The 21,326-nt window shown below is 44.6% G+C and carries 19 protein-coding genes; 13 read left to right on the top strand and 6 right to left on the bottom strand.

Going from position 1 to position 21,326, the window contains the following annotated elements; translation table 11 throughout:
* Positions 1-157 precede the first annotated feature (157 nt).
* A complete protein-coding gene (locus DK187_RS02250; RefSeq protein ID WP_111605715.1) occupies positions 158-808 on the bottom strand; it encodes a pyridoxamine 5'-phosphate oxidase family protein in 651 nt (216 codons plus the stop codon).
* Between the two features lie 117 nt (positions 809-925).
* Here DK187_RS02250 and pdxR point away from each other — a divergent pair, with 117 nt between their 5' ends.
* Positions 926-2,386, top strand: a complete 1,461-nt coding sequence (gene pdxR, locus DK187_RS02245; RefSeq protein ID WP_223232271.1) for a MocR-like pyridoxine biosynthesis transcription factor PdxR — start codon at positions 926-928, stop codon at positions 2,384-2,386.
* Positions 2,387-2,662: 276 nt separating this feature from the next.
* On the opposite strand, the gene DK187_RS21080 is transcribed toward pdxR, so the two are convergent.
* Positions 2,663-2,827, bottom strand: coding sequence for a hypothetical protein (locus tag DK187_RS21080; RefSeq protein WP_162623471.1), 165 nt, complete (start codon positions 2,825-2,827; stop codon positions 2,663-2,665).
* 332 nt (positions 2,828-3,159) lie between these two features.
* Here DK187_RS21080 and cyoA point away from each other — a divergent pair, with 332 nt between their 5' ends.
* The 6 genes from cyoA to DK187_RS02215 all read left to right on the top strand — a co-directional run bounded on the left by cyoA (position 3,160) and on the right by DK187_RS02215 (position 9,958).
* Positions 3,160-4,206 (top strand): ubiquinol oxidase subunit II, encoded by a 1,047-nt coding sequence (gene cyoA, locus DK187_RS02240; protein ID WP_204355567.1) that lies wholly within the window; start codon positions 3,160-3,162, stop codon positions 4,204-4,206.
* On the top strand, positions 4,206-6,185 hold the full coding sequence (gene cyoB / locus DK187_RS02235; protein ID WP_111605713.1) for a cytochrome o ubiquinol oxidase subunit I: 1,980 nt from the start codon (positions 4,206-4,208) through the stop codon (positions 6,183-6,185). Before cyoA ends, cyoB begins: the two co-directional genes overlap by 1 nt.
* Positions 6,186-6,187: 2 nt before the next feature.
* A complete protein-coding gene (cyoC, locus tag DK187_RS02230; protein WP_111605712.1) occupies positions 6,188-6,805 on the top strand; it encodes a cytochrome o ubiquinol oxidase subunit III in 618 nt (205 codons plus the stop codon).
* Positions 6,805-7,125, top strand: coding sequence for a cytochrome o ubiquinol oxidase subunit IV (gene cyoD, locus DK187_RS02225; RefSeq protein WP_111605711.1), 321 nt, complete (start codon positions 6,805-6,807; stop codon positions 7,123-7,125). The genes cyoC and cyoD overlap by 1 nt, the downstream gene beginning before the upstream one ends.
* A gap of 71 nt (positions 7,126-7,196) precedes the next feature.
* A complete protein-coding gene (gene cyoE, locus DK187_RS02220; RefSeq protein WP_111605710.1) occupies positions 7,197-8,087 on the top strand; it encodes a heme o synthase in 891 nt (296 codons plus the stop codon).
* A gap of 206 nt (positions 8,088-8,293) precedes the next feature.
* On the top strand, positions 8,294-9,958 hold the full coding sequence (locus tag DK187_RS02215) for a tannase/feruloyl esterase family alpha/beta hydrolase (RefSeq protein WP_223232272.1): 1,665 nt from the start codon (positions 8,294-8,296) through the stop codon (positions 9,956-9,958).
* 5 nt (positions 9,959-9,963) lie between these two features.
* On the opposite strand, the gene DK187_RS02210 is transcribed toward DK187_RS02215, so the two are convergent.
* The gene (locus tag DK187_RS02210; protein WP_111605709.1) at positions 9,964-10,713 is read right to left on the bottom strand and encodes an SDR family oxidoreductase; all 750 of its coding nucleotides are present in this window, start codon (positions 10,711-10,713) and stop codon (positions 9,964-9,966) included.
* Between the two features lie 200 nt (positions 10,714-10,913).
* On the opposite strand from DK187_RS02210, the gene DK187_RS02205 reads away from it, so the two are divergent.
* The 6 genes from DK187_RS02205 to DK187_RS02180 all read left to right on the top strand — a co-directional run bounded on the left by DK187_RS02205 (position 10,914) and on the right by DK187_RS02180 (position 16,575).
* Positions 10,914-11,339 carry a MarR family winged helix-turn-helix transcriptional regulator gene (locus tag DK187_RS02205; RefSeq protein WP_111605708.1) on the top strand — a complete coding sequence of 142 codons (426 nt, stop codon included), beginning with the start codon at positions 10,914-10,916 and terminating at the stop codon, positions 11,337-11,339.
* Positions 11,340-11,363: 24 nt separating this feature from the next.
* Positions 11,364-12,428, top strand: a complete 1,065-nt coding sequence (locus DK187_RS02200) for an HlyD family secretion protein (protein WP_111605707.1) — start codon at positions 11,364-11,366, stop codon at positions 12,426-12,428.
* A 10-nt stretch (positions 12,429-12,438) separates the two neighbouring features.
* Positions 12,439-13,971 (top strand): DHA2 family efflux MFS transporter permease subunit, encoded by a 1,533-nt coding sequence (locus DK187_RS02195; RefSeq protein ID WP_111605706.1) that lies wholly within the window; start codon positions 12,439-12,441, stop codon positions 13,969-13,971.
* Positions 13,972-14,167: 196 nt separating this feature from the next.
* Positions 14,168-14,776, top strand: a complete 609-nt coding sequence (locus tag DK187_RS02190) for a gamma-glutamylcyclotransferase family protein (RefSeq protein WP_111605705.1) — start codon at positions 14,168-14,170, stop codon at positions 14,774-14,776.
* The gene (locus DK187_RS02185) at positions 14,766-15,827 is read left to right on the top strand and encodes a class I SAM-dependent methyltransferase (protein ID WP_111605704.1); all 1,062 of its coding nucleotides are present in this window, start codon (positions 14,766-14,768) and stop codon (positions 15,825-15,827) included. The genes DK187_RS02190 and DK187_RS02185 overlap by 11 nt, the downstream gene beginning before the upstream one ends.
* Before the next feature lie 172 nt (positions 15,828-15,999).
* Positions 16,000-16,575 carry a nitroreductase family protein gene (locus DK187_RS02180; protein WP_111605703.1) on the top strand — a complete coding sequence of 192 codons (576 nt, stop codon included), beginning with the start codon at positions 16,000-16,002 and terminating at the stop codon, positions 16,573-16,575.
* Between the two features lie 187 nt (positions 16,576-16,762).
* Here the strand turns inward: DK187_RS02180 and DK187_RS02175 are convergent, their stop codons facing one another.
* The 3 genes from DK187_RS02175 to DK187_RS02165 are packed head-to-tail and all read right to left on the bottom strand — an operon-like array spanning position 16,763 to position 21,261.
* Positions 16,763-18,058 carry a lysine N(6)-hydroxylase/L-ornithine N(5)-oxygenase family protein gene (locus tag DK187_RS02175; protein ID WP_111605702.1) on the bottom strand — a complete coding sequence of 432 codons (1,296 nt, stop codon included), beginning with the start codon at positions 18,056-18,058 and terminating at the stop codon, positions 16,763-16,765.
* A 49-nt stretch (positions 18,059-18,107) separates the two neighbouring features.
* Positions 18,108-19,079, bottom strand: coding sequence for a GNAT family N-acetyltransferase (locus DK187_RS02170; protein ID WP_111605701.1), 972 nt, complete (start codon positions 19,077-19,079; stop codon positions 18,108-18,110).
* Positions 19,069-21,261 carry a TonB-dependent siderophore receptor gene (locus DK187_RS02165; RefSeq protein WP_111605700.1) on the bottom strand — a complete coding sequence of 731 codons (2,193 nt, stop codon included), beginning with the start codon at positions 21,259-21,261 and terminating at the stop codon, positions 19,069-19,071. Before DK187_RS02165 ends, DK187_RS02170 begins: the two co-directional genes overlap by 11 nt.
* Positions 21,262-21,326 lie beyond the last annotated feature (65 nt).

Here is a 21,326-nt window from a genome sequence, read left to right as displayed (position 1 = left end):
AAAAAGGGTGCAAGATTAGCGATTTTATGGAAAACCGCAAGATAAAAGCTGCATAAATGTGCATTAATGGTGCATAAAAGATGGGTTTGTAGCATTTTTGAGCTAAAACTTAGCAATTCTCTCCCCGTACTATAATGCTTCGCATGTTTTTGATGCGTTAATACGCATTGGGTGGTGTTGGTTCAGGGTAAGGCTTGGTTTGTATTGGATCTTGTTCCATCTCTCCCCAAGATACGTTGGCCGGTATGACGCCTGCCCATATTGGCCAATCGTTATCGGCTGGATCATCGACTGGCGGTTCGGCACGCATTTTGACTGACGCTTCGTCGATTTTGATCCGCACAACGCCAGTGGCTTTGATTTCTTGATCGTTGACTGGGCGTAACGCCTCCCAGCGGCCTGGGCTGACTTTATCTAAGAAAATCTTAAATTGACGGATTTTCTCTTCTTTCTCTTCGACCCGCTCTGGCACGCCAAATAAGGTCACCGAGCGATAGTTTACTGAATGGTGGAAGGCGGAGCGTGCCATCACTAAACCATCGAGCTGGGAGATATTGATACAGACTTTCTCCTGTGCATCAATGGGCCCTTTGACATTTCGAGCCTTCGAGTGGCCGTGCCAATACAAATAGTCACCATCGCGCCAGTGACAAGTGGGAGTGACAAATACCTGTCCATCTTTGCTTTGTCCGACATGGCACATGAGTGATGAATCAATAATATTGAGTGCAATATCTTTGTCGTAGATTGCTCTGTTTGGCCCGCGTTTGACTTGATTTAATGCGGTTTCTTCTAGTGACTGGCTCATGCATTCTCTCCTTGTTTCTCAATGGGGGTTTGGCTATAACCAGACTGTAGAGAAAACTGGCTTCTATAAGAATAGCCAGAATGAAGATAAAAAAGCAGGCCAGATATGAAACACACCATGACGAGTTTACGTTTCTCTTTAGAGGACGGCGCGCCCTATTACCAACAATTAATGGATCAAATTCATCAGGGCATTGTGTCGGGTGAATTATCGGTTGGCGATAAGCTGCCCTCCTCACGATTTTTAGCCGCTTCCTTAGGGGTTTCCCGCAGTACCACATCGCGGGCCTACGACCAGTTAATTGCAGAAGGCATTTTAACCAGTGAAGAAAAACGCGGCGTTTTTGTGGCGGCTTTGCCTATGGTGGGTCATCGTATGGAGAAACGCCCTGCTTCTCTATCATCGGACAATAAAACGCAGCCGACACGAGCATTTGACGCAGGGGCTGATATGTCTGTTTTTCCTACCAAGAAATGGGCCGCAAGCATGCGACGTAGCTGGCTTCGACCTGACTTAATGGTATTGCAAGGAGGATATGCAACTGGCTATCCCGAGTTAAAAACCGCAATAGTCGATTATTTGTACCGTGTTCGTGGTCTTGACTGTTTGGCGGAGCAAATTGTTGTCACCGCAGGGAGCCGTGATTCGTTTCTTCTTTTGCAGCATGCTCTGATGTCGATCGACGGCTCTCATCATTCGTCAATCAAATGGTGGGTAGAAGAACCGACGTATCCACCCATTCGCGAGGCTGTCCCTTCCCACACAAACAGAGGCACACTGCTTGTCGATGAAGATGGCCCTTGTTTACCTGACAGTGAATGTGCTTCGAATGTGGCCATTGTGACGCCAAATCGACAATATCCGCTTGGTATGAGCCTCAGTGCGACGCGTCGACAACAATGGTTACAAGTGTTACAGAATGATTCACCAAGCTGGTGGCTAATAGAGGACGATTACGATAATGAATTTGTCTATCAGGGGCGAAGCAATGTGCCTTTTATGCAGACGGCGAATATTCATGATCAAGTTGGTGATCGTGTGTTCTTTGTGGGGAGCTTTTCTAAAGTGCTGTTTCGTGGTTTGCGGCTTGGTTTTATTGTGGCGCCCATGAAACACGTTGCGACGTTGCACCATAGTCAGCATGTGTTGGGGTCTTCGGTGTCTTTGCCTATTCAACCTGTGGTCGCCGATTTTATGCAACAAGGTCATTTTGATCGCCATGTGAACCGGATGCGTCGACATTACCGTTTTAAGCGTGATGCATTATTGCGTCTTTTGGAGGCGCATCTTACGCCTTGGTTTGACTGGAAAGCGCCTCGGGGAGGCATGCACATATTAATACACATAAAGGCAAATCTTGCGTCCTCAATAAGGGGCGAAGCGACGTTGGAACAGCGTATGGCACAAGATTTATCTTATGAAGGTATTGTGCTGTCCTCTTTATCGCGGCACTACGGTGATAAAAACAACCAAAAACAGGGTTTTTTATTGGGCTTTAGTGGTCCAAAAGAAGACGACATGGCGTATATGATAATAAGGATGCAATCTTGGATGGAAGCTGAAATGAGGACAAAATAAGACTTACATTTTGTAAGGAAATTGTATGGGAAGAATGTTAATCTTGGTGCCTTAGAAAGAAATGGGATTCGTTGGCTCAAGACAAGAATGTGAATTTTTATAAAAAGGCCGTGAAGCAAAGATGAACAAAGGCTAAACTACACTTTGTATGGTCGTATAAATTTTGCTATATTTCGCACTCTTAAATTCGTATGAAGCGGGTAAAAACGGCATTTTCACTTTTGTTTTTATGAATCGGATGGACAAATTGAAAAAATTTCAAGACATTCTGCATCATTATGTGAATTCGGTATCCAGCGTTTTGGCGAATTTTTTGCGCCCCGTTTTTGCCGTCCATTGCCTTGCGTTATTATTACTGCTGGTTACTATCTCCTCTTTGACTGATGGCCACATGGCTATCACGACCGACCCTATTTTTAATACGATGCCACTCTTTAGCATCGTGTTTATCTCCTTGTTATTGGTTAGTTATTGGTCCATTACGACCAATAACAACCTTGCTCGCCAAAAAATGGCCTTCTCTTTACTTCGTACTGACGTTCCGAAAGAACGCCTAAATCGTGCCGAGGCACGATGTGCGATGAGATGTAGAGCTCCCTTTTTCAGATTTAGGTGATCCAGAAGGATTATTACTGCGTTAATATTGTTGACACAGTAATGGTTCTTACACTGTTTTTACAGTGAGGTGATCTTACTGAAATACCCGGCTTTGCCGGATTTTCGTTCTGTTACCTGATCTTAGGTAGCAGTTTTGTGAACATAAGGGTTAGAGGATGATTCTCTTGTTAACTCGTATCCTAAATAAAGTCGCTTTGGCGCTAATGGTGGGCTTGCTCGCCGGTTGTCAGGGTGGTGTGCTCGATCCTAAAGGGCAAGTTGGTATTGAAGAGAAGCAACTAATTATTGTTGCGACTTTGCTGATGCTGCTTGTTGTGATTCCTGTCATTTTCATGACACTGTATTTCGCTTGGAAATACCGTGAAGGTCGTGACGAAATCTACGAACCTAAGTGGTCTCACTCCACAAAAATTGAAACTATCGTTTGGTCTGTGCCAATTATTATTGTCATTATTTTGGCTGTAATTACTTGGAAATCGACTCATGCTTTAGACCCTTATAAGCCTTTAGAACATGAGAAAGAGCACATCAACGTTCAGGTCATTTCGATGAACTGGAAGTGGTTGTTCGTCTATCCAGACCTTGGTATTGCGTCTGTGAACGAGCTGAGATTCCCAGCAAACGTTCCTGTTGCTTTCAATATTTCTTCTGAAGGCACAATGAACTCGTTCTTCATTCCTCAATTGGGTAGTCAAATTTACTCAATGGCAGGTATGGTGACTAAGCTACACTTGATTGCGAATGAGCCAGGTACATTTGATGGTATTTCGGCAAACTACAGTGGTGCTGGTTTCACTGGTATGAAGTTCAAAGCCATTGCGACAGAAACTGAAGCAGATTTTGACGCTTGGGTTGAAGGCGTGAAAGCACAATCCATAGAAGGTGCCATTAACAATGGCGTACTGGATCAGGCTTCCTATGAAGCGCTTGCTGAATTTGATCTAGATGCTCATCACGTTGAACCTACGCCAGTTCAATATTACAACTCTATTAAATCAAGCATTTTCATGGACAATGTTATGAAGTTTATGAAAGATCACGGCAAGGTTGAGTTGTTAGAGGGGACTGTTTTTGATTCTAAAATGATTCATGGCAATTCAGGCCATGGTGAAATGAGTCATGGTGACATGAACCACAGTGGCATGAATCATGAGGAGTCTCAACACTCATCGCATGATATGCATACGGAGGCTGAAAAATAATGTCTGCACTCTTAGGCAAACTATCCTGGGATGCGCTTCCATACGACCCGATTGTTATCACGACTTTGTGCGTGGTAGCGGTTGCGGCGTTTGTTGTTGCCTTCCTAGTGATAAAAAACAACTTACTTGGTGTACTCTGGAATGACTGGTTAACGTCTGTTGACCATAAACGTCTGGGTGTAATGTACATCGTATTGGCATTCGTAATGCTTATTCGTGGCTTCGCTGATGCCATCATGATGCGTTTGCAACTTGCGCTCGCCACGAACGGTGATCCTGGCTATTTGCCTCCAAGTCACTACGACCAAATCTTTACCGCTCACGGTGTGATCATGATCATCTTCATGGCTATGCCATTTATGATCGGTTTGATGAATATCGTGGTGCCTTTACAGATTGGTGCTCGTGACGTTGCCTTCCCGTTCTTGAACAACTTAAGCTTCTGGCTTGCTGTTTCTGGTGCGGTATTAGTCAACATTTCCCTAGGCCTTGGTGAATTTGCCATGACCGGTTGGGTAGCGTATCCACCATTGTCTGGTTTGGAATACAGTCCAGGCGTTGGGGTCGACTATTACATATGGGCATTGCAGATATCGGGTATCGGTACCACTTTAACCGCAGTTAACTTCTTGGTAACTGTATTTAAAATGCGTGCTCCTGGCATGAAATTGATGGATATGCCGATCTTTACTTGGACCTGTACTTGGGCCAACATTTTGATCGCTGCATCATTCCCAATTTTGACGGCTGTACTGGCTATGTTAACGCTTGACCGTTACCTAGACTTCCACTTCTTTACGAATGATGGCGGCGGTAACTCAATGATGTATATCAACTTGTTCTGGGCATGGGGTCACCCTGAGGTGTACATCCTTGTACTTCCAGCATTTGGTATCTTCTCTGAGATCGTGTCTACCTTTACTGGTAAGCGTTTGTTCGGCTACAAGTCTATGGTGTGGGCCACTGCGTCGATTTCCATTCTTGGTTTCATCGTGTGGTTGCATCACTTCTTTACCATGGGCTCCAGCGCGAACGTCAATGCCTTCTTCGGTATCATGACGATGATTATCGCAGTCCCAACGGGTGTGAAATTGTTTAACTGGTTGTTCACTATGTACCGCGGTCGTCTTCGTGTGACTGTGCCGGTTCTATGGACACTTGGTTTTATGGTGACCTTCACTATCGGTGGTATGACAGGTGTACTACTTGCCGTACCTGGTGCGGACTATGTATTGCATAACAGTTTATTCTTGATTGCCCATTTCCATAACACCATCATCGGTGGTGCGGTATTTGGTTATCTAGCTGGTTTTGCTTTCTGGTTCCCGAAAGTGATGGGCTTCCACCTTAACGTGAAGTTGGGTAAAGCGGCTTTCTGGTGCTGGTTAGTCGGCTTCTTCTTAGCCTTTATGCCTCTTTACGTATTGGGCTTCTTGGGTATGACTCGTCGTCTTAACCATACGGATAACCCAGACTGGAATATCTGGCTGTACATAGCTGTGGTTGGTGCATTTGTTATCCTTGCGGGTATCATCTGTCAATTCCTACAATTGTACGTTAGCTTCCGCGATCGTAAGCAGAACTTGGATACAACAGGTGATCCATGGAACGGCCATACGCTTGAGTGGGCGACGTCGTCTCCACCACAGTTCTATAACTTTGCCGAGCTTCCTGTTGTTTCTGATATCGATGCGTTTACTGATATGAAAGAAAAAGGCACAGCGTACGTTCGTAAAGAGAGCTATGCGCCAATTCATATGCCGAGAAACACCATGGCAGGTATTGTTATTGGTGGTCTTATCACAGCCTTTGGTTTCGCTATGATTTGGCATATTTGGTGGTTAGCTATTGTTGGTTTGGTTGGCTCGATTGTCACTTTTGTGGTGCGCGCTTATACCAAAGATGTGGATTACTATGTTCAGCCAGATGAAGTGGCTCGCATTGAGAATGCACATTTAGATAACGTGGCTAAGGGGTAATCATGAGCACAACACATATGAATACACACGGCGCTCACGACGCCGCTCATGACGAGCACCACGATACTGGTGGCAACACCGTATTTGGGTTCTGGTTGTACCTGATGACAGACTGTTTGCTTTTTGCATCAGTCTTCGCTACCTACGCTGTGCTCTTTATGAACACAGCCGGTGGCGTGTCCGGAAAAGAGATTTTTGAGCTTGAGTTGATTCTTGCTGGTACCGCCGCGCTACTTATTTCAAGTATCACGTTCGGTTTCGCCATGATCTGTGCTCATAGAAAGAATCGTGCCGGTACATTGATGTGGTTGGTGGCGACTTTCATTTTTGGTGGGATATTCATCGCGCTAGAATTGTATGAGTTTAACCATTTAATCCACAACGGTAATGGTCCTCAGGCCAGCGCCTTTTTATCTGCCTTTTTCAGCTTAGTTGGCTTGCATGGTTTGCATGTTACCGCTGGCTTAATTTGGATGATAATTTTGTTTGTTGAAATTGTGATGACAGGATTAACAGGCCGAGCGTTGACTCGTTTGGCTTGCCTAAGCTTGTTCTGGCACTTTTTGGATATTATCTGGATCTGTGTTTTCACCGTTGTTTATCTGATGGGGGCGATCTAATGAGCGATCATTCTTCTGAAGCGCATTCACACGGTAGCGTTAAATCATACGTAGTGGGCTTTATTTGGTCGGTTATTCTGACCGCTATCCCATTTTGGATGGTTATGACGGAAGCGTTTGATAAAGGACCAACTTACATAACAATCGTTGTGTTGGCCATTGTTCAGATTTTTGTACATTTGAAGTACTTCCTTCATTTGAACTTTTCTCAACAAGGTAAGTTGGATACTTATTCATTTATTTTTTCTGCTGTTATCATTGTTATGGTGGTGGGATTGTCCGTATGGATTATCTACGCTTCCAACGCGATGATGATGTAAGCAGAGTAATTTGATGATTATGCGGACTTTTTTCATGTTATGTGATACCTGTCCGGTGGGAGCCTATAAAGATGTTTAAGCGTTATCTTCAGGTGACTAAGCCTGGCATCATTATGGGCAACCTCATCTCTGTTGCGGGGGGCTTCTTTCTAGCCTCCCGTGGCGAGATTGATTGGATTCTTATGCTAGCGACGGTTATTGGCTTGTCGTTAGTGGTTGCTTCTGGCTGTGCCATTAACAACTATGTCGATAGAGATATTGATGCAAAAATGCAACGTACACGTAACCGCGTTACGGTCAATGGTGAAATGTCCGGTAAAGCGGCGTTTTTTCATGGTGTTGTGTTAGGTGTTATTGGCTTTGCTTTATTGGCGTATTTTACTAACTGGGTAGCGGTTGCTTTTGCCGCCTTTGGTTATGTTGTCTACGTTGGCTTGTATACCATGTATTTCAAGCGCAATTCCGTTTATGGAACCTTTGTTGGTAGTTTATCGGGTGCGGTTCCTCCAGTGGTGGGATATTGTGCCGCTGCAGGTCAGTTTGACGCTGGTGCTGCTATTCTTCTGACGATGTTTTGTATTTGGCAGATGCCACATTCTTATGCGATTGCTATTTTTCGCTATAAAGATTACGAAGCGGCAGGTATTCCTGTTTTGCCTGTGTCACAAGGTATTGCAAAAGCCAAGCGCCATATAGTCCTCCACATTGCTGCTTTTGCAGTGGTTGCAGCACTTTTACCACTGACTGGCTATGTTGGAATTGGCTTTATGGTTGTTGCTCTCGCGACGAGTCTGTGGTGGTTAGCCATGGCGTTGCGAGGTTACCGTTTAGGTATTGATGTGAATAAGTGGGCACGACAAGTGTTCTTCTTTTCCATTATTACGGTCACGGCGCTTAGTGTGACCATGGCATTGGATTTTAATGAAGTGTCGCCAAATTTATTGGTGTTTGCTGCTCATTAATTCAAGCTTTATAAAACGGGCTGTTTAGCCCGTTTTATATTTCCTTTCTGTGTACTTCTATCACTTTCTATTTCTATTAATATTCGTTATTTTGCATACTGCCTGTTGTCTATTATTCCGACAAGGAGCCTGTTTGTTTTCTCATTACAATAGGGTGGGAAAATGCTTCTTTCATGTGGCGCTTAGAAATCAGAAAGGACGATGTAATGAAAATGCTTTTAGCCCTGTTATCACTGATTTTGCCTTTCCTTGGTTTGGTTAGCAGTAACGCTTATGCTGACATCCTTCGTTGTCAGGCGCTAGTGACAAAGGCACCTCAAAATGTCGATATTAAAACCATGATGGTAGGGCGTGATAAAGACGTTCGAAGTCCATATTGTCTTGTTTCCGGTGTGATGGCTCAACGCATGGGCGTCAATAGCAAACTGTATGCAATCCAGTTTGAGTTGCGATTACCCAATTATTGGCAGGGCCGTTTTGCATATCAGTTCAACGGTGGTGTAGATGGGGAAGTGAAGCCAGCATTGGGTAAAATGACAGGGCTGACTGTGTCTCAATACGCCATTAATCAGGGTTTTGCGGTGGTTTCAAGCAATGGCGGTCACGATGCGAGGGCTTATCCTGAAGCGGGTCTTGCTGGTGTGGCAGCGTTTGGGCATGATCCAGAAGCACGTCGTGATTATGGTTATGATGCGGTACAAAAGCTCAATCCTGTCGCTCGTGCTTTGGTTGAAAGCTATTACGAATCACCCATTAAATATGCTTATGGCCTTGGCCAATCTAATGGCGGACGTATGGCGATGGTGGCGGCAACTCGCTTTCCTACTATGTTTGATGGCTTGTTGGTTGGTTATCCTGGTTTTAATTTACCAAAAGCCGCTTTGCAACAAGCTTGGGACACTCAGGCGTTACATCAAGTTAACGAAAACATTAGCCGAGCCTTGACGCGACGCGACTTGGTGGTGTTTGCAAAAAAAATCTTAGATCAGTGTGATGGGTTAGACGGGATTAATGACGACATGGTGTTTGCAACAGACGCCTGTCAAAACGCGTTTGATCCCAAAGCGCTGGTGTGTAAAAGCGATTTTGATAAGCACTGCTTACCTATGCTTAAAGTCGCGGCGTTAATGAAGATGCACGCAGGACCTCATAACTCGAAGGATCAGGCTTTATACGCGGATTGGGTGTATGACACAGGCATTCGGTCTAATAACTGGCGCATGTGGAAAGTTGAAAGCACGATTGCAGATTGGAGCCATAAGCCAATTAGTGTGGTAATGGGCGCGTCCGCCTTAGCCCATATTTTTACAACGCCTTATACGGATGTCGCGGGGGATATTTATTCATTAGAGAATTATTTGCTCAAGTTTGATTTTGATAAAGATGCGCCCAAAATCTACGCCACGAATAATCAATTTAAAGAATCCGCCATGGCGATGATGACGCCACCTGACGCAGCTAAGCCAAAGCTGACAGCCTTTCATCAAAATGGCGGGAAAATGATGATTTTCCATGGCAACAGTGACCCGGTTTTTTCTGTAAAAGACACGATGCGGTGGTATGATTTTCTCGATTTTGGTTTAGCAGGGCGAGCATCCGAGTTTGTGCGTTTTTACCGTGTGCCTGGTATGCCTCATGGAGAAGGTGGGCCATCGGCTGATCAATTTGATATGTTGCAACCTTTGATTGCTTGGGTTGAAAGGAAACAAGCGCCTCAAGAAATTGTGGCAGCCACGCGAGCGAAAAATCCAGAAATCACGGCTCGTATGGCGGGTATGACGCGTCCTCTTTGTCCATATCCTGCGTATGCTAAGTACAACAAAGGTGACTTTCTTAAAGCGAGCTCCTTTCAATGTGTCGTCGCTAAATAATGGGCTTAGCGACCACCGCCTACATCAATAAAGCCGCCTGTTGAGTAGCTGGATTTATCACTGAGTAGCCAAATAATCGCTTCCGCGACTTCTTCTGGCCGTCCGCCTCGTTGTAACGGCAAGTTGGGGCCAATGCGGTCAACGCGTCCAGCTTCGCCGCCATCGGCATGCATATCGGTATAGATCAAACCGGGGCGAACCACATTAACCCGAATACCCTCACTTGCCACCTCTAGTGCGAATCCTTTAGAAAAAGAGTCTACGGCGCCTTTGCTTGCCGCATAGTCTACGTACTCATTGGGTGAACCATAGACGGAGGCTAGGGAAGAAACATTAACGATGGCGCCGCCATTGCCGCCACGACTTTTCGCCATGTCTTGAAAGGCTTCTTGGCAGCAATGCATGGTGCCAAAAACATTGGTTTGAAAGATACGTTGCCAACGTTCTGGTGTGGTGTCCACAAACCGTGCCTGTTGATCTAAGACCCCAGCATTATTAACCAACGCCATGATTGGCCCCCACTGACGTCTAATCGTGGCAAACATATGAGAGACTTGATCAGTGTCGCTTATGTCAGCTTGTAAACAATGAGCTAGGCCACCTGACGAGACAATATCTGCGACGAGGTTTTCAGCGGAAGTCGCGTCTTTTTGATAGTTAATAATGACTCGATAACCTTGTTGAGCAGCAAGCTTAGCTGTTGCCGCGCCGATGCCTCTTCCGCCACCTGTAATTAACAGTATTGGTGCTTTCACGCGACTCTCCTTATTTTTAAAAGGGATTAACAATACCGTGCTTAATAGGGCAAAACCAGTGTTTCAATCATGTGATTTAAGGATTTTTAGTCGGCTATTTTATGGAAATTTAGGAAGTATTAGGCATATTTATTCGGTCATGTTGAATATAGTAAGCAATGTATATAATAATTGTAGTATATAAAAAATGAGTGGCTTACATGCAGACAAATAATATTGGCTTTCTTCTAACAGACATCATCCGTCTGATGCGCAGGGAGTACTCAAAAAGTGATTTATGTATGACCCCAATGCAAGCTCGGGCGTTGGTGTACGTGTCTCGCTATGAAGGGGTAAAACAGGTGCAATTGGCGGAAATGCTTGATATTCAACCCATCACATTAGCTCGATTGATAGATCAATTAGCGGAAGATCGTCTGATTGAGCGCCGTCCTGATCCAAAAGATCGTCGTGCCTATGGATTGTATCTCATGGAGAAATCGACACCTTTACTGGAAAAGATTGATATTGAAGTGACGCGTGTTCATGAAAAAGCACTGCAAGGTTTATCTGAAGAGCAAGTGGCTGTCCTTCGAGATGCGCTTGCTGTCATGCATACAAATTTATCAGCGGATTCGTCATTATAGAATTGACTTGGGGAAAGACCGGAAATGAGTGAACAAGAAACGATTTCATCTAGACCAAAGCAAGTGGAAAAGCGTACCACTCGCCGTATTTTTTTAATCGCATTGCCTGTGATCGTCGTATTAGCATCTGTTTTTGTTTATATGAAAGGCGGTCGTTATGTTGAAACCGACAATGCCTATATCCAGTCTGATATCACGGCAATTAATGCCGAAGTGTCTGGGGCGATCCAGTCTATTGCGGTGAGAGAAAACGAGAAAGTCGCAAAAGGTCAGTTGTTATTTCGCATTGATGCGACCCCATTTAAAGTGGCGGAAGCGAAAGCACAAGCACAATTACAGCAAGTTAGATTGAATATTTTGGAACAGAAAGCCGCTTATGAAGAGAAAAAAGCGGAGATCACACTCGCGGAAAATCAGTTTGCCTTTAATCAGCGTGAAGAAAAACGCCAAGCGAATTTATTAAAGCAGAAATTCATTTCCGACACGCAATTTGACCAAGCCAAACAAGCCGCTGAAGTGAGTGAACTGAATGTTGTGGCATTAAAAAAGGATTTGTTTCGTCTGAAAGAGGCGTTGGGCGGCGATCCAAGTGCCGCATTGGAAACGCATCCTAGTTATCAAGCCGCGCAGGCGGCGCTTGATCAAGCGCGTATTGATCTTGGCCATGTCGACGTGACAGCACCTGCGTCGGGTGTGGTGGCAAAAGTTCCTAATAGTGGCGAATACATCAGTGCCGGCGCAACCGCTATGGTATTGGTATCAGACGAAAAACAATGGATTGAAGCCAATTTCACGGAAAAAGATTTGACCTATGTGCAACCAGGTCAAGAGGTCGAGATCGACGTTGACGCTTATCCTGGCGTCACCTTACATGGCAAAGTAGAAAGCATCAGTCCTGCTACGGGGTCTGAGTTTTCTGTGATTCCCGCTGAAAACGCCACCGGTAATTGGGTAAAAATCGCGCAACGTCTTTCTGTCAAAATTCTTGTCGATACGGACCAAAATACACCGATTTTGCGTACTGGCTTTAGTTCAAATGTAACCATAGATACAGAGCATCAGCGCCGTTTATTCGGTCTAGCGTTGTGAGGCGATAGTTATGGCTACAACACAAGGCCTGCAGACGAAAGAAACTAACGTCGCGATGACTCGCATCATGATTACCATATCCGTGATGCTGGCAACCATCATGCAAGCGTTAGACACCACGATTGCCAACGTCGCCTTGCCACATATGAAAGGGGCGATGGGAACAACGCAAGATCAAATTTCTTGGGTGTTAACGTCTTACATTGTCGCGGCGGCGATTTGTATGCCTCTCACCGGTGTATTAGCCGCAAAAATTGGCCGTAAGCGTTTGTTTATGTGGTCAATTGTGGGCTTTACTGTCTCGTCTATTTTATGTGGTGCGGCACAATCGTTAGATCAGATTGTGCTGTTTCGTTTACTTCAAGGTGTCTTCGGCGCGAGCTTGGTGCCCTTGTCCCAGTCGGTATTATTGGACACTTACCCGAAAGAAAAGCATGGCTCTGCGATGGCTATGTGGGGTGTTGGCGTCATGGTTGGGCCAATTTTAGGGCCGTATTTAGGTGGCTTGCTGACGGAATATTACAGCTGGCGCTGGGTATTTTATATCAATGTGCCTTTTGGCATTCTTGCCTGGTTTGGCTTGGCGGGTTTTTTAGACGAATCCAAGCTGGATAAAAAACGCAGCTTTGATTTGTATGGTTTCGTTTTACTTGGTGTTGCTATCGGTAGCTTACAGATGATGCTGGATCGTGGCGAGTCGCAAAATTGGTTTGCGAGCTTAGAGGTGACGATTGAAGGTCTACTGACCATTGTGTGCGGAACCATGTTTTTGGCGCATATTTTTACCCACAGCCATCCGTTTATCGATCCAAAAATGTTTCGCGATAGAAATTTTAGTGTCGGCATGGTGTTCATTTTCATTGTCGGTATTATTTTGTTGTCCTCAATGGCGCTGTTACCGCCTTTTATGAGTTCATTAATGGGGTATCCTGTGGTTGATATTGGTGCCATTCTCGCGCCGAGGGGCTTTGGTACCATGGCGGCGATGATCATCGTTGGCCGCTTTGCAAATAGGATAGACGCGCGTTTATTTATTACATTGGGTTTGGTATTGATTACTTATTCGATGTGGGAAATGACCTTGTTTACCACCGAAGTGACAGCGTGGGACATTATCCGCACGGGGTTGGTTCAGGGAACGGGTTTAGGGTTTATCTTTGTGCCGTTATCCACCATTAGTTTTGCCACCTTGGATCCTAAATACCGTAATGAAGGCACGTCTATGTTTAGCTTATTAAGAAACATTGGCAGCAGCATCGGCATTTCAGTCGTGACGACGTATTTGGCGCAACGAACGCAGATCAATCACGCTGCCTTTGCGGATTACATTAATCCTTTTAATCTTGGCTTACAGATAGCACAAGAGCAGGGCGCGTATAATACAACAACGGCAGCGGGGCTTGCAGCACTGAACCAAGTTGTCACTGGGCAAGCGGCTACGTTGGCGTATTTACAAGATTTTCGTCTGATGATGTGGGTGACTGTCGCAGCACTGCCATTAGTATTTTTATTGAAGGGGAAGTCGAAACAAGCCACGGCATAGTAAATAGGCGTCGTTCTCGTTACGTCAAATAACTAGCTAAAAGCTCTGATTTTCAGGGCTTTTTTTGTTTCACTGAGCCTCTTTCTCTTTCTTCCGTCATCGATCAATGCAGACATAAGCTAGTACTGTCTAAAGCCACACGTTATCATGCAGGTTATCTGGGGGTTGATTTGATTAATTTTGTTGGGAGGCCGTTATGAGCGCAGTAGATCGACACTTTATTTTGGGCTATGGCAGCCTAATGAATGGCGAAAGCCGTGCTAAAACGGGCGAAACCGGTAGAGTGTGGCCGGTTAAACTGCATGGTTTCGAACGCCATTGGTCTGTGATGTCGGTTGAGTACGGCATGAGCTCCGTCGCGGTCGTCCTTGCCCCTGAGAAAGCCTGTAATGGGGTGTTGGTGGAAGTCCCTCACGATCAGTTCCCTTTGTTTGATGAACGGGAGCGGGGTTATCGACGATCCATGATTAAGTCGGAGCAACTCACACCTTATCAGCAGGATGCTCTGCCTGAAGGCACGTATTGGGTTTATCATACGGACGAAGTCACACAGCCTGATCATGATTGCCCTATTGCACTCAGTTACTTGGATGTGATCTTGTCTGGATGTTTAGAGCACGGTGATGAGTTCGCACAAGATTTTTTAACCCTAACCAAAGGATGGTCGTCGCCTTTACTGAATGACCGAAAAACACCGCGTTACCCAAGAGTGCAACCAGAACTGTCTACTGAGCGTTTGAATATTTTATTGGCGCCGGTAACCACCCTTTCTATTAAAGAGCTATCTGTTACTTATGAATCTTAATTTAACGAGCCAACTATTGGTACGCAACAATACGGAATTGTCGGGTAAAATTTTATTCGCAAACCCAGAAGACACTTATCCACTGGAGGTAAGTCGACAAGCGGATGTGTATGCTTGGTGCCAATCTAAAACGTCGTATGACGCTTTATTGCGCGTTGGCTTTGCGGATGAAAAACTGTTTTTATCCGAGCAATGGGTGCCAGAGAATGGTCGTGAGTTTGATTTGGTGGTTATTTATCAACCCAAAGCCAAAGAGCTACTGGATTATTTATTAGCGTCGGTTCTGCCTCTTTTAAAAGATGGCGGCCAAATCTGGCTGGTGGGCGATAACAAAAGCGGCGTCAAATCCTCTATGAAGCGACTGGAAGCAGGATTGGATGAAGTTGGTAAGAAGGATGGCGCTAAGCATTGTTTGTTGTATGCAGGTTACAAGCGTCGTCCAGCCAAGCCATTTGTATTTGAAGATTGGATCGTGACCTGGAAACAAGAAGTCGCAGGGCAAACATTGACGTTGTGCAGTCTCCCTGGTGTGTTTGGTCATGGGAAACTCGATAAAGGCACGGAGATTTTATTAAATCAACTGAATCAGCATCGCTTTATGAGTGATATTGGCAGCGCTCGCATACTCGACTTTGGTTGTGGCGACGGCATTATTGCCTTGTGGCTACACAATAAAACAGGCGCAAAAATTACCGCCTTGGATGACAGCGTGTTAGCTCTGAAAGCAACAGAGTTAACCTTCGCTGCGAACCAAATTAGTGACGCGGTGACTTTGGTCGCTTCTAATGGTTTAGATCAGGTAAAAGGTCGCTTTAACTACGTTGTCACCAATCCGCCTTTCCACAGCGGCGTGAATACGGATTACAGCATTGCTGAAAACTTTTTCATGACGGTGAAACAACACCTGACGTTGAACGGTGAGCTGTTTGTGGTCGCCAACGACTTCTTACGTTATCCGCCAATTCTAGACGCGGCACTGGGGTCTCATACTCGTTTGTATCGAGACAAAGGCTTCGCCATTTATCATGGCCGCCAGCCGAAGAAAAAATAACGTTATACGCTTTCGCATAACAAAAAACGCCCCTTTGTGAAATGGGCGTTTTTTGTTTTATCTATTGCTGTTTATTTTTTAGTGAAATTAATCTGCTGTGACTGACAGACGTATTTTCATTTTACGAAGGGTATAATAAAAGCCAAAGCGAGACTTATTAAGGAAGGATCATATGGAGGCAATTGAGTTGTTGATGACGCGTCGCTCTTATCCTAGGGGGAGTTTGATTCAGCCCGCACCGAATCGCACTGAATTAGAAAATATCTTACAAGCCGCGATGTCAGTACCAGACCATGGAAACTTAAAGCCTTGGCGCTTTGTGGTGATTCAGGGGCAAGGGATGAAAGATTTAGACGGTGTCCTGCGTGCTATGTATGAAGGGCAAGTTGAAGATGAAACCTACTTCAATCGATTTATTCAAGAAATCATTAATACACCTATGATGATCTGTGTGTACACCGCACTAAACACAGATCATAAAGTGTCTATATTAGATCAACAGCTAGCGGGCGGGGCCGCCTGTGAGCATATATTGCTGGCCGCCCAAGCGATGGGTTTTGGGGGGATTTGGCACACTCAAGACACAGAAGGCGCACTACGCCAAATGTTAAAAATGGGTGAAGAAGACCAGATATTGGGTGTCATTTCACTGGGTACGCCAAAACGAACGTCTGCCGCAAAGCGAAAATCTTTTGTTGATTATACCTTTGAATGGAGCCAAGAAAGTGGCCTACAGCCTTGGGCGTGATGAGAGTGGCATGGTTTCAGTCTCTAGATGTGTCTGATTTGGTATTTGATGGTTGGCGTACTGGTCAGCCCTCTAGTATCGAGTATGTCACTAAAGAAAAAACACCCTGATGACTCTCATTAGGGTGTTTTTTTGTGCTTTTCATTACGTTTTCTACCACTATACTTTTTACCACTAAAGAAGCGGTTTAAGCACTCATTTTCTCTGTACTGAGTAGTGCCTTATGCTCCAGTAGAGCATCCACTATCTCTTTTGAACGCACTGCTAATACGGACAAAAGTGTATCGCTCAAACCATGAGAGGATTCACAGCAGCCCTGAAGGAAAATGTTAACATGGCATTTATTTTTCATCGGCAAGCGATAACGGCGTTCGACAGAGGATTCTGACATCAGAGGTCTCATATTATTGAGCATTTGATTGAATTCATCATAGCGGTAGCCAGTAGCTAGGATGACCGCATCATAATCTTGCCAGCTCTGTTGGTTATTTATCCGATCGTTAAAGCGCAGTGAGACTTGTTGGCCTTTCTCACCAGCTTCTTGAATCTCATGACAACGAAGGTACTTATGACGACCTTTTCTAGTCACTTGTTGCAGATATAGTCTTCCGTAGATAGCATTTAGTTCTTCCATATCAACGACTGAATAGTTTGTTGCGCTGAAGTGGTTAAGTATCTCTTGGCGTTCGGGTTGTTCGCGAGAGTAAACGTGATCTGTAAATTCAGGATCAAAGATTTCATTAACAAAGGGGCTGTCATCGGCGGGATGAAGAGCAAAGCGACGATTTATCATGTGTACTTCGCCTTCTTCGTAGCGGTTACACATATCAACGAAAATTTCCGCCGCGCTTTGCCCTGCACCAATAACCGCAATTTTAGGTTTCACGGGTAGGTTGTTCGTGGATTCTTTCCATTGTTTATATTGTGAAGAATGTAAAACGTTTGTGTTAGTTAAACCTTCGAATTGCTTGGGTAGCTTAGGCATACCGCCCATTCCTAATATAAGGCTTTTAGCAATACGAACCGTCTTATCACCGTTGGCATTTGACGACGTGACTTTTACTTTAGTTACTTCGCCATCTTCTTCTATCGGCTGAATATCAATGACTCGTTGGTTATAATGAATGACGGAGTCAAATTGCTTAGCCACCCAAGTAAGATAATCATTGAACTCAATGCGTGACGGATGTTGGCTGCCTAAATTAATAAAAGTGTTTAGGCGATTGTGTGCGTGGAGATAATTAACAAAAGTGTACTGGCTCATGGGGTTTCGTAGCGTTACTAAATCTTTCAAACAGGATATTTGCATACGAGTTCCATCAAGCAACATACCTCCATGCCACTCAAATTGTGGTTTTTGTTCTAAAAAACAGTAGCTTAACGAATGCGTTTGAGCTTGCTCTTCTAAAGCGATGGCGATGGATAAGTTAGCAGGCCCTAAACCTATGCCAAGCACATCATATTCCCTGATTTTGTTTGTCATATACACCTCATTGTTTTGAGTGGAACGTTAGTTGTGTGTGCTGAAATATTTAGAAGCAGTCTGTAAAAAAGCTTTCTCGGAGTTGGCTCATTAAAGCGGATCTTTTGTGTGGAAAATCGAATTCTTTCAGTTTGGCAAACCCATGCTTTTGTAAGTAGTCGATCATTTTTTGGTTATCGGCTCTTGGCTCACTGACGACCTTGTCGGTTCTTGGGTCTGCTAAATACAAGTAGTGACACACCGATGGCAACCACGCGGCCACTTTGTGAGCGCCTCTGTGGTGTTCTTCTCCCACCAGCATATGAATACCGCGATCATAATCACCGACAGAATAGTAAGGCGCGATCCTATCTTCTTTTGCCCAATAAGCTTCAATGTAGGCAAAAGGCTCATCATCAAGACAGACAATGAGCAGCTGATTTTTGTTATCAGCTAGTTGTTCTTTTAAATAGGCCGTATGCTCTTCTAGGCTGCCTTTTTGATCCCAAAAAGCGGCAACACGATCGCTGTTCTGCCATTTGCTGAAGAGGTCGGCATGCTGCTCAATATCTAGCCCTACTAAGCTAATCTCTTGCCTAAGTGCTGGAATATGGCGTCGATATAGCTCGCCGCTTTGCGGCTGAGGGCGCATTGGATGATAGCCTGACTTGCTAAGCACAGCTTTGTGTGGAAGTAATGGGCGAGTGTGAGTGAGCCAAAACTGAGGGTATTGCATCAATGTTTCACGCCATACAATTTTTCGACCGTCTTCGTTCGCATAAACAATGTCATTAAGACTTTCATCAAACAAATCGTTTAGCGCAATGCTCCGAAGTTGAGGGCTGCTTTCGAACAGTAGTGCTAAACCCCTTAGTAGCTCGTCGCCTTTAAGGTCGCATATGTTTAAAATGCCTTGGCCATTAGGCTCTTTTTGAACACTCAGACTGCCAGATGAAAGCGTGACATGGTAAGTGTTTTCTTTAAGAGAAACACACTGCCCAACGGGCAGTGTGTGGTCTAGGCTGGTTGGATTACCAGTCATAAGAGACACTCGCCATAATGTTACGGCTGTCTCCGTAGTAACAGAAACCATAGCAAGTCGCTATATACTCCTTATCGAATAGGTTTTTGGCGACTAATTGGAATTTATAATTGTCGACTTGGTAGCTCGCCATGGCATCGACAAGGGCATAAGACGGCACTGTATTGGTTTCGGTATCATCAGCGTAGGTTTCACCGATATAACGTACACCAGCGCCGACTTTCACTCCGTCTAGTATGCCATCAATAAAGCTGTAGTTACCCCAGACAGAAGCCAGCTTACTGGCGATTTGAGCCGGTGTATTTCCGACATTTGCGCTATTGTTTTTATCTTCGATAATTTCTGAGTCAACATAGCTCAACGTGCCAACGACTGTGAAGGCTCTATTTAGATTAGCAACGGCTTCAAATTCAATGCCTCGATTACGTACTTCTCCTAGTTGACGGAAGTTGGCTGTACCACTGGATCCGCTGGTTAGGTTTTCTTTGGTGACTTGATAGGCGGCGATACCAAATTGTCCATCAAAGCTTTGTGGTTTGAATTTTACACCCACTTCGTAACTGTCTGCTTCTTCTGGTTTAGCCGGATTATTGTTCGCATCTAGAGCAAGAATAGGGGTGAAGGATTGAGCGTAATTAGCATAAGGCACCAAGCCGTTATCTAATTGATAGGAAGCGCCTAAGTTCCCTGTCCACTGCTGGAGGTCTATGTCTGTTTTGCTATTGGTCGACGTGTTGTTGGTTTCGTTGCTGGTATCATCATAACGTGCGCCAGCCATCACGGTGAATTTGTCTGTGATATTGGCTTTATCTTGAAGGTAGAAACCTAACTGGCGGTTTTTGGTCTTTGTGGTTTGCAGATCGGCATCTGTAAGGATTGCATTTGTGTCTGGGTTTAGCAGAGTAATGTTATTGCTATAGCTTGGGTTGTAAATATTGAAGTTTGGATTCGAACTATTTGCCACTATTGGATCTATCAAGCGATTGAAGCTAGGGTAGTCTTTGTTATTGATATCTATACTTTGATAATCGATGCCAGTTAGTAACGTGTGTTTGGTATTACCTGTGTTGAATTTATAGATAAAACGGTTATCAATATTGAACGCATCAGAATCGCCATCAGCTGTAGTTGCTCCACGTATTATACTATCTCTGGTCGTACTAAGGCCTAAATCTTGAGCATAAGCGGCAAAATACATCTGACGTAAATTAATATCCATATGACTAAAACGCGCTGACTGTTGGAAGCTTAAACTGTCATTGAACGCATGTTCTAACTCGTAGCCTACAGAGGTTTGTTCACGTTGGAAGGTTTCCCAATCAGCATTGCCTAAAGCAGTATCGTAGCCGATTTTGCCATTTGGGTTGGATGTGAGAGTGCCTTCCACAGGTAAGAATTGTAGATAAGGATCAGAGTCGTCTTTTTGGTAGCTTGCTAGCACAGTCAGTTTGGTATTGTCGCTTATTTTCCATGCTAAAGAGGGAGCAAGTAGTGTTCGGTTTGCTTCAATTTCATCGACCTTGGTACCATTTTCACGGGATAGTGCCACCATGCGAAAGGCCAACTTGTCATTGATGACCTTGTTCACATCAAGATTGATTTCTTTGCGATCATAAGATCCTATTGTGCCAGTAACTGAACCAAAATCTTCTTCGAGTTGAGCGCGTTTACTGATGACATTCACTACGCCACCTGGCGGTGTCTGGCCGTTCAGGGCTGAGGCGGGGCCGCGCAACACTTCAATACGTTCTAGCATGAAAGGGTCAATTTGCCAGCTATAAAAACCAGATGAATAAAGGCGCGTGCCGTCTTGGTATAAGCCGTTGTTAGCTTGTTTAAAGCCGCGAATAACAAACCAGTCTTGTTTGTTATCTTCACCATAGAAGTTGGTTTGAATGCTTGGAGTATATTGCAAAGCGTCAGAAATACTAATGGGAGCACGGTCATCCATTTGCTCTCGTGTTACCACAGAAACAGCGCGAGGAATCTTGGTGATCTGTTCGTCTGTTTTTGTCGCCGTTTGAGCCACTTTACTAACATAGTTGAAGTTATTAGAGGTAGAGCTTTGTTCTGTATCTCCTTCTACTACAAGAGTTCCCATTTCTTCAGCATGAGCAACATTTGTTGATAATGCCAAAGCGATTGCAAATGATAAAGGCGTCAAGTTGAAAGTGTGTTTCATGTGTTACCTATAATTTTAATGTTAGTGTTGATGATAATGGTTATCGATTATATCTAATACTAACT

Source organism: Marinomonas arctica (assembly GCF_003259225.1).
Lineage (GTDB): Bacteria > Pseudomonadota > Gammaproteobacteria > Pseudomonadales > Marinomonadaceae > Marinomonas > Marinomonas arctica.
This window is presented reverse-complemented; position numbering and strand designations above follow the sequence as displayed.

Excerpts from the sequence above, each read along its gene's own strand:
- cyoD (WP_111605711.1), top strand. The coding sequence starts at position 6,805 with ATGAGCGATCATTCTTCTGAAGCGCATTCACACGGTAGCGTTAAATCA.
- DK187_RS02180 (WP_111605703.1), top strand. The coding sequence starts at position 16,000 with ATGGAGGCAATTGAGTTGTTGATGACGCGTCGCTCTTATCCTAGGGGG.
- DK187_RS02215 (WP_223232272.1), top strand. The coding sequence starts at position 8,294 with ATGAAAATGCTTTTAGCCCTGTTATCACTGATTTTGCCTTTCCTTGGT.
- DK187_RS02165 (WP_111605700.1), bottom strand. The coding sequence starts at position 21,261 with ATGAAACACACTTTCAACTTGACGCCTTTATCATTTGCAATCGCTTTG.
- DK187_RS02185 (WP_111605704.1), top strand. The coding sequence starts at position 14,766 with ATGAATCTTAATTTAACGAGCCAACTATTGGTACGCAACAATACGGAA.
- DK187_RS21080 (WP_162623471.1), bottom strand. The coding sequence starts at position 2,827 with ATGCTAAAGAGTGGCATCGTATTAAAAATAGGGTCGGTCGTGATAGCC.
- DK187_RS02170 (WP_111605701.1), bottom strand. The coding sequence starts at position 19,079 with ATGACTGGTAATCCAACCAGCCTAGACCACACACTGCCCGTTGGGCAG.
- cyoA (WP_204355567.1), top strand. The coding sequence starts at position 3,160 with ATGATTCTCTTGTTAACTCGTATCCTAAATAAAGTCGCTTTGGCGCTA.
- DK187_RS02195 (WP_111605706.1), top strand. The coding sequence starts at position 12,439 with ATGGCTACAACACAAGGCCTGCAGACGAAAGAAACTAACGTCGCGATG.
- cyoE (WP_111605710.1), top strand. The coding sequence starts at position 7,197 with ATGTTTAAGCGTTATCTTCAGGTGACTAAGCCTGGCATCATTATGGGC.
- DK187_RS02200 (WP_111605707.1), top strand. The coding sequence starts at position 11,364 with ATGAGTGAACAAGAAACGATTTCATCTAGACCAAAGCAAGTGGAAAAG.
- DK187_RS02205 (WP_111605708.1), top strand. The coding sequence starts at position 10,914 with ATGCAGACAAATAATATTGGCTTTCTTCTAACAGACATCATCCGTCTG.
- cyoC (WP_111605712.1), top strand. The coding sequence starts at position 6,188 with ATGAGCACAACACATATGAATACACACGGCGCTCACGACGCCGCTCAT.
- DK187_RS02190 (WP_111605705.1), top strand. The coding sequence starts at position 14,168 with ATGAGCGCAGTAGATCGACACTTTATTTTGGGCTATGGCAGCCTAATG.
- DK187_RS02175 (WP_111605702.1), bottom strand. The coding sequence starts at position 18,058 with ATGACAAACAAAATCAGGGAATATGATGTGCTTGGCATAGGTTTAGGG.
- cyoB (WP_111605713.1), top strand. The coding sequence starts at position 4,206 with ATGTCTGCACTCTTAGGCAAACTATCCTGGGATGCGCTTCCATACGAC.
- DK187_RS02250 (WP_111605715.1), bottom strand. The coding sequence starts at position 808 with ATGAGCCAGTCACTAGAAGAAACCGCATTAAATCAAGTCAAACGCGGG.
- pdxR (WP_223232271.1), top strand. The coding sequence starts at position 926 with ATGACGAGTTTACGTTTCTCTTTAGAGGACGGCGCGCCCTATTACCAA.